The organism is Aliiruegeria lutimaris (assembly GCF_900099935.1).
GTDB lineage: Bacteria > Pseudomonadota > Alphaproteobacteria > Rhodobacterales > Rhodobacteraceae > Tropicimonas > Tropicimonas lutimaris.
Genome location: NZ_FNEK01000131.1, coordinates 1 through 6,678, shown reverse-complemented (window position 1 = coordinate 6,678; position 6,678 = coordinate 1). Strand labels below are relative to the sequence as shown.

Annotated in this window: 5 protein-coding genes and 1 pseudogene; all 6 read right to left on the bottom strand. The window is 54.6% G+C overall.

Translation table 11 applies throughout. The features are described 5' to 3' along the window. Positions 1-559: 559 nt before the first annotated feature. Positions 560-1,741, bottom strand: coding sequence for an alpha/beta hydrolase (locus BLR85_RS27235; RefSeq protein WP_244520900.1), 1,182 nt, complete (start codon positions 1,739-1,741; stop codon positions 560-562). A gap of 164 nt (positions 1,742-1,905) precedes the next feature. After that, entirely contained in the window at positions 1,906-2,568 is a 663-nt protein-coding gene (locus BLR85_RS27230) for a lipid-binding SYLF domain-containing protein (protein ID WP_093164800.1), read from the bottom strand. Between the two features lie 99 nt (positions 2,569-2,667). Next, the gene (locus BLR85_RS27225) at positions 2,668-3,693 is read right to left on the bottom strand and encodes a DUF1214 domain-containing protein (RefSeq protein WP_212635180.1); all 1,026 of its coding nucleotides are present in this window, start codon (positions 3,691-3,693) and stop codon (positions 2,668-2,670) included. A 95-nt stretch (positions 3,694-3,788) separates the two neighbouring features. After that, positions 3,789-5,366: a DUF1254 domain-containing protein gene (locus BLR85_RS27220; protein WP_093164797.1), complete on the bottom strand. Its 1,578-nt coding sequence runs from the start codon at positions 5,364-5,366 to the stop codon at positions 3,789-3,791. Between the two features lie 19 nt (positions 5,367-5,385). Beyond that, positions 5,386-5,919 carry a hypothetical protein gene (locus BLR85_RS27215; protein WP_139188585.1) on the bottom strand — a complete coding sequence of 178 codons (534 nt, stop codon included), beginning with the start codon at positions 5,917-5,919 and terminating at the stop codon, positions 5,386-5,388. A gap of 418 nt (positions 5,920-6,337) precedes the next feature. Beyond that, positions 6,338-6,678: pseudogene (locus BLR85_RS27210) on the bottom strand (site-specific integrase); the annotation flags it as partial.

Genomic DNA, 6,678 nt, shown 5'->3' with positions numbered 1-6,678 from the left:
AAACCCTTCAGGCTCGCTACTGTAGCCATGGCCAACAAGTCCGCCCGGATCATCTGGGCAATACTGACAAAACGAGAAGAATACCGGCAGCCAATCGCCTGATGCTGCCAAGAGATGCAAGACGCTTGATGTGATGATGCGAAATGAAGTCAACCAAAAGTAAGGACACTCCGTCGAACGGCATGGCCCTCGAGGTCGTTAAGCCGATTGGAACCTTACTTGCGGAACTCATCAAGGCCAGTGGCAACCGCCACACTAACAGGCCGGACACACGACTGTACTGACAGACCATCGCGACCACAGAAATCTCTTGCAATGCAGGAGCCATCCACACATGTTCGTTCCCAAGAGGACCGCTTCCTGCGCACAACGGACCTTCACCGTGGTGACTCTCTTCGCAGTCGCAGCATTCATTGCGATGTCGCGACCGGCCCGAAGCTGTCATTCGTTGAAGGTGCAGAGAACGGCAGTTGAGAGCCCAAAGTGTCGTATGATGTGGCACGAGCAAACTGGCGCAAAGTGCGGTAGGCGGACGTGGCTCACCGAACATAGGTAGCCTTTATTCGAATGCTATTCTAATTGGAATTGATCCTATTACCTCGCCTAGCTGCGTTGCTCGTTGGCTTCTGTTAAATCGACTGTTGTCGTTTAGGCCATTGCCAATCAGCCGCACGATTTCGGGTGATCCGGCAAACTTGGAGTGGCTTCCTGAACTGGAGTTCTGGATCTTCGACAGGTCAATGGCTACAACCCCAAGTTCTGCAAGCTCGTCTATGTTCGACGCACCGACCCGAGGAATGCCCCCGGCAATAATGCGAGACGTGTTCAAAGCGCTATCGTCTTCGGACAATAGAACATAAAATCGGTCGAACTTTGTGTTGATCTGCTTCAATTGAGAGCGAAAGAGGTCCATGTCGATATCGGGCGAAGCCAGCATGATAGTCTGAATTCGTCCGGAGGCGTTGAACCTGCCGGTCTGCACAGCGTCTTTCATTGCTTCCATTGTCAGGAATGCCCCCATGGAATGCGCAAAGATATCGTATCCTTCCGCATTGGTCCGCTCCAGGATCCGACTGATTTCAGGAAGAGTTGGACGGGCGATCAGGGCACTATTCAAATCATAGACATATCGGGTCAGACTTGCGGCAGATGCCCAGTCGAAAAGCACGGGGACACCCTGAAATCCGCTGTCTTCCACAAACTGCGCCAGCCTAAGAACAGCGTCACTTGTCGTATTGTTATATCCGTGTACAAAAAAGAGAATGTCCCTTTCGCCCCTTGGGATTTTGCTCAGTTCCCGGTTCACGGATGCGATGAAGGCCTCGTCGTTCTTGTAGATGGTTGGGTCGACAACTGCGAACTCTGTCCTTGGATCTGGTGGCAGTCTTTTCGGTCGCTCCAACTCGCCAACAACATGCGTGGGCGGAATCGAAACCTGCACCGAGGCCAGACCCAGGTCAGGCGCGCGCCGACCGGAGTAAAGTGCGCCGACGGTTTCGGTGGGCTCCCGCGTTGTCATCAAGAATATCTTGTGCTTGGTCGCCGCTTCCACGGACGCTACAGGCACTTTAGGGTTATCCACTCCAATGAGTTCAGGTGGCGGCGAGCAGGCCGCCAACAGCACGATCGCGACCACGCAGGAAAGCAAGCGGGACAGTGTCACGCTAGCACCGGAACGTTGGGCCAGTTTCTCGGACTGTCGCGTCAAAATTTTTCCCGGAATATTATTTCTCACATTCACGGTTGCCTCCCACCGTAATCTGGTTTCGACGTCGTAAGGATCACGGCTATGAACAAGCTTGCCAATCCAGCTTACTCAGGAAAAATTTTAACGGATCGAGCCTACAGACGGGGACTGTCGCTACCATACTGGTCGCAGATGCGATTGTGGCACTATTTTTTTGATCAGTTAAGCGCATCGTCTTTCCAATATTTTGTACCGGACGCATTTGCGTTCACGCGCCAGCCTTTCTTGCTAAGCACAAAGAACGAGCGTCCATCAGTGAATTTCACCTCTGTCGCAGTACGTTCCATCCCTTCCATTTTTCCCGCTTCAGCAGATGCATCATATCCATTTTCAACAAAGCGCTCAAAATCGACAGGTGTCTCGAACATAATCACAAACTGAGATTCAAAGCCTCCGATGCCAAATGCGGCACCCACACCCCCGGTACCCATTTGCATGTATGTCCGGGCACCGTCCGTAGCGGAAACCGCAACACCACGACCGTATCCTGCCGAAAGTGGAAAAATGGAAATCCGACGCATATCGAAAGCTGCGTAGCCCGCACTGATTTTATACACTTCAGCAGCCTCGGAATTTTCCGCGAGTAACCGTATCAGGACTTCGTCTGCCATTTTGTCGAGCTTGGCCCTGGTCGCCTCTGGCGTCTCTTCGTCACTTACCAATTCACCGGTTGAATCAACGGCGGCGCCAACAGCATCAACTCCTTTCTTGGCCACGTCTTCAACCTTACCGGCACCTGTCTTTACCTTATCCATAAAGCTTTGTGCACTTACCGGGAAGGCAAGCGTTGAGATCAGAAGCACCAAAAGTGTTTGTTTCATACCACCCCCTCAGTTTACATGACCCTGTTTTAGTGTAGCGCTTCTTGAGTTGCGAAACCTGACAATCAACAAGAGGAGCGCCGCTGGTTTCGATTAGAGTTACTCGACCGGTTTGGGCTCTGGAAATATCCAAGTGCCGTCCAGGATTTCTTGCCCGGGCTTATACAGTCGGACAATGTAGTTCCAACCCGGAACGATGGGCAGAAAGTTGGGTTGGTCGGGGTCGCCGCCAAAGTGAATGGTTATACTTTCGTCCTCATTTTTTTCTGCAGTCACGTTGTTAAATGAATATGCATTGTACTCGTTGACCGGCATCCATCCTTCGTCATCATAGAGGGTAACAGACCAGAATGCCTCCACCGGCACCTCTTTGACGGTGAGCGTGTAAGGGGTCTTACCGTCGTTTATTTCGGGAAACACATTGACATAGGTGGCATGCTCTGCCGGCAGCCCACCCCAGCCAAGTGCCGCCCCGAGCAACCAGTAAACCGGATCCAAGGTCTCTTTTCTTCCGAACATCTTCGAAGAGTCGGTGGCCGTAGAGGCGACGACATTGATCGTGGCCCGCATCTGCTCAACGTCGTCAGCCTTCCAATCGGGTACATCGAACGTGCCGATGTCGGCCTGTTCGACAACGACCGCATCCTGAAGCGCGTGCGCCGCCCTGATATCCTCCTGATCGGTCGGATCCATAAAGGTCCGAACCGTTAGAATGACATATTGCGTCCCGACGATGTCTTGCGTGAGTGTGATCGTTCTAGGACCGTAAACGCCGACCAGCGAATGATCCTGATTGACGATCATTAGAGATTGATATCGCCCACCGGTTTCAGGGAGTTTGATGGTCACTGGAGAGGTCAGGTCGAACACCCCAAAGGAATAGAGCGTGTCGCGGTTGCCTCTCACCGTAATCTGGTTTTCGACGTCGTAAGGATCACGGCTATGAACAAGCTTGCCAAAGCTGTCGAACGTTTCAACGTATCCCCGCAGCTGAAGATCGGACTCGGCGCGGACATAATTCGTGGCAGTCACCGTGAGATCGTCCTCGGCGTGGGCTGTGCCGGCAAGTCCCATACATACAACGGCAATGGCGTAGGCGTAGGCGTTGAACAATAAGCGTTTCATTGGGTTATTCCTTCGTTTTCAATCAGGTTTATGCTGTGGAGGTTCCTTGCAGGACAGGCAGAGTCACACTGTCCTGCAGGACCGATTTTTACGGTTTATTCGACGAGCTCGATTTCTCCGGGGCGCCAGGTCTTGTCGAACCAAGGCTCGAGCGGCCCATAGAGGCGCAGACCTATGAACCAACCTTTGCCGGGGACTGTCTGGATCCAGTTGGCGTCCTTGCCCTCGGGCGCTTCCGGGCCGAAGTAAAGGTCGATTGAGCCATCCGCGTTCGTGTCCATCTCGTGGCGTTGGTTGTTACGTCCTGGAAACGGCTGTCCTGTTTGCAGTTGCGACCGCGTCTGCGGGTCATAGGCGACCACCGACCAGAAATCTTTCGCGGGCACATCCGCCGGAATGTTCAGCTTATAGGTTTTGGCGCCGTCCATGTATGCGCCGGTCTCGTCCACATTGAGCAGGGCATACTGAGAACCGGCCCCGACCATAGGGACGACCATCGCTGGCGTGATGACCGTCGCCATGTAGTGGAACAGAATACGCGCATCGAGGTAGCGGCCCCCGGCGCCGTCGTTTTTCAGGAACTCGTAGCTGCCGCCGACGAAGCCTGTGTACCAGCCCGAATTCTCGTAGTAGTACGTCTCCTCTTCACGTGATCGGATCCAAATCGCCCGCGCTGTGGCATTACCAACGGCCACTGCGTCCTCCAAAAGACTGCGCATGCGGTCGTCAGGTGCGAACTCCTGGCCCTTTTCGATGCCGATCGAGGCAAACAAGCCACGTAATTCAGGGTCGAGAAAGCCGATGGGTTCTCTCTGGATGACTTCGTCCAACTCCTGAAAGAATTCGAAACTGTTGGCATGTATCGTGTTGAAAGGCTTTTCTGAACCGTTGAAGAATTCCATCGCCGGTGGATTAGCGGCCTCTGCCAACGGGTAAATCCGCAGACCGTTCCGGAACATTGCAGAGGCGGCATCCGGCTTGCCGTCCACAAGGAACCCGCGCAGGATCAGCCAGTTCACATAACTTGGCGAACGGGTGACGAACATCTTCTCGATCATCCCGTTTATCTCGACGTCCTGCTCCTGTCCGCCGATCGGGGCTTCCAGCGGGCCGTCATATTCGGGCGGCAATAAGAGATATTTGCCGCCTTTGCCCTTGTCCGGTCCCGGCGCCCCCATGTCGATTACGAAGCGAAAGAACGCGTCATTCACAGTGCCAGGGCCAGAGCCTTCGGGAATCTCAACAACAGTTGGACCATCCCTGTTCAAGTCGAGAAAGGCGAGCGCGTAGACGGTGTCGGTGTTGCCGGTGAGGAAGATCGGATCGGAATCCATCAGGTCATCGAAGATCACGACCTGGTTGCTAGCCGTCGCGCCGAGTTCGACGCTCCCGCGCCGCAGACCTTCGATCGAGGAGGCTGGCATACCGTTGAGAAACGTCTCTACGCCCCGCATGAAATCGAGGTTGTCATAGACCAGCGCCACTGTGTCCGCTGACGGGCTTCCGTCAAAGAACTCCAGTTTTCCGATCCGTGTCTCGAATGAATTCGGCGTCAGAATGGTGTCAGGTATCTTGTTGTTGTAGCCAGGTGTCTCTTGCGCCATCGCAGGCTGCGCAAAGGCCACTATCGTGGCCGCCAGCGCACCACTGAAATGTGCTCGAAAGTCTTTCATGTTTTATCTTTTCCTCTGTTCATTTCCTGATCAGATCTGATGCACCGGCCGACGCCCAGCGCGTACCGTAGAGAGCGGCTACCCAGATATGGGCCAAAGCAATTCTGACAGGCTCGGGGCGCCGCCTTGGCCGTGTTCCAAAGGCCGCAATCATGGTTCTCGCGTTCATGCGGTTGAGCGCAAAGACGACCGGGGCGGGGTCAAACTCTTCGATTAGGCCTTGCGCTTGATCCGCCCGGACGCGGGCGGTTCCTGCGGTATCGAACTCGCCGAGAAACCGCTCCCAGCTCTTTTCGAAACGGGTGTCGTATGCCGCGGCGTCTGAGATGGCTTTCAGGAACGGTCCCCGTTGGTAACCGACCCGGACCAAGGCCTCTATGGTTTCAGACATCCTTGCGACCGGGTCGCCGCCGCTCAAGAGCCATGGTTGGACCGCTCCGAAGATCTCGTCTTTTAAGAGATCCAGAACAGCCTCCATCGGCTCATGCAGGTCGTTGAAATGTGCATAGAAGGTTGACCGGGAATGGTCGGTCAAATTCATCAAGGTCGACACTGTCATTTCGGAGAAAGGGCGTGACCAAGTGAAATCCAGAACAGAATTCAGGATGTCTGCGCGGGTTCGCTCTGACTTCCCTATCTTCTTTGCCGGCTGAGGGCTCGCCCTCAGCGGCGAGGCCGATTCTATTTTTGACATATTGTCAATTTTATAAGTCAGAGTGTCAAAAAACAATGCCCGTCTTTAGACCACGCGACGATCGCTACAGTCGCGAACCGCAGATACCAGCCACTCGCGTTCGGATACCGACAGGCGGGATTGTCCGCTAACGTTCCCTTGTTGTGGGCAGCGGCGAACGTCCGGTTCTCCACTGAAAGAACAGCTTTGGGATGAGGTCAGAAGGAAACGCTGCACTGCAGAGAATGACCGCAAGGTCGGCAATCTACCAGTTCGCGCGGGCCGCAGCAGTCGGGAAGAACCGCCCAGGCCAGAGGTATTCAGACCCAATCATGAGGGGATCATCCATCCAGCATGAAATCGATTTCCGGGTTCCTTCGGAGATTTCGAACCGAACGGGTTTGTTCGTCTTGCTCTGGATGATCGAGGCTCGCTCCTTGACCAGACCAGCGGCGAAGACATCGGCAACCTTGAGCTTCACGAGATCGCACCCTCGCAGCTTGCTGTCGATCGCGAGGTTGAAGAGCGCCAAGTCACGGTGCCGCTCGGCAAGCTCGAGCCGTACCCGAATTGCCCAGACATGCTTCGGCAGCAGCGGTCTCTTCTGGCCGACAACTCGTCCCTTGTTCCAAGGTGGCC

Bases quoted from the DNA above. Each gene is read 5' to 3' on its own strand.
- BLR85_RS27230 (WP_093164800.1), bottom strand. From the start codon at position 2,568: ATGAAACAAACACTTTTGGTGCTTCTGATCTCAACGCTTGCCTTCCCG.
- BLR85_RS27225 (WP_212635180.1), bottom strand. From the start codon at position 3,693: ATGAAACGCTTATTGTTCAACGCCTACGCCTACGCCATTGCCGTTGTA.
- BLR85_RS27220 (WP_093164797.1), bottom strand. From the start codon at position 5,366: ATGAAAGACTTTCGAGCACATTTCAGTGGTGCGCTGGCGGCCACGATA.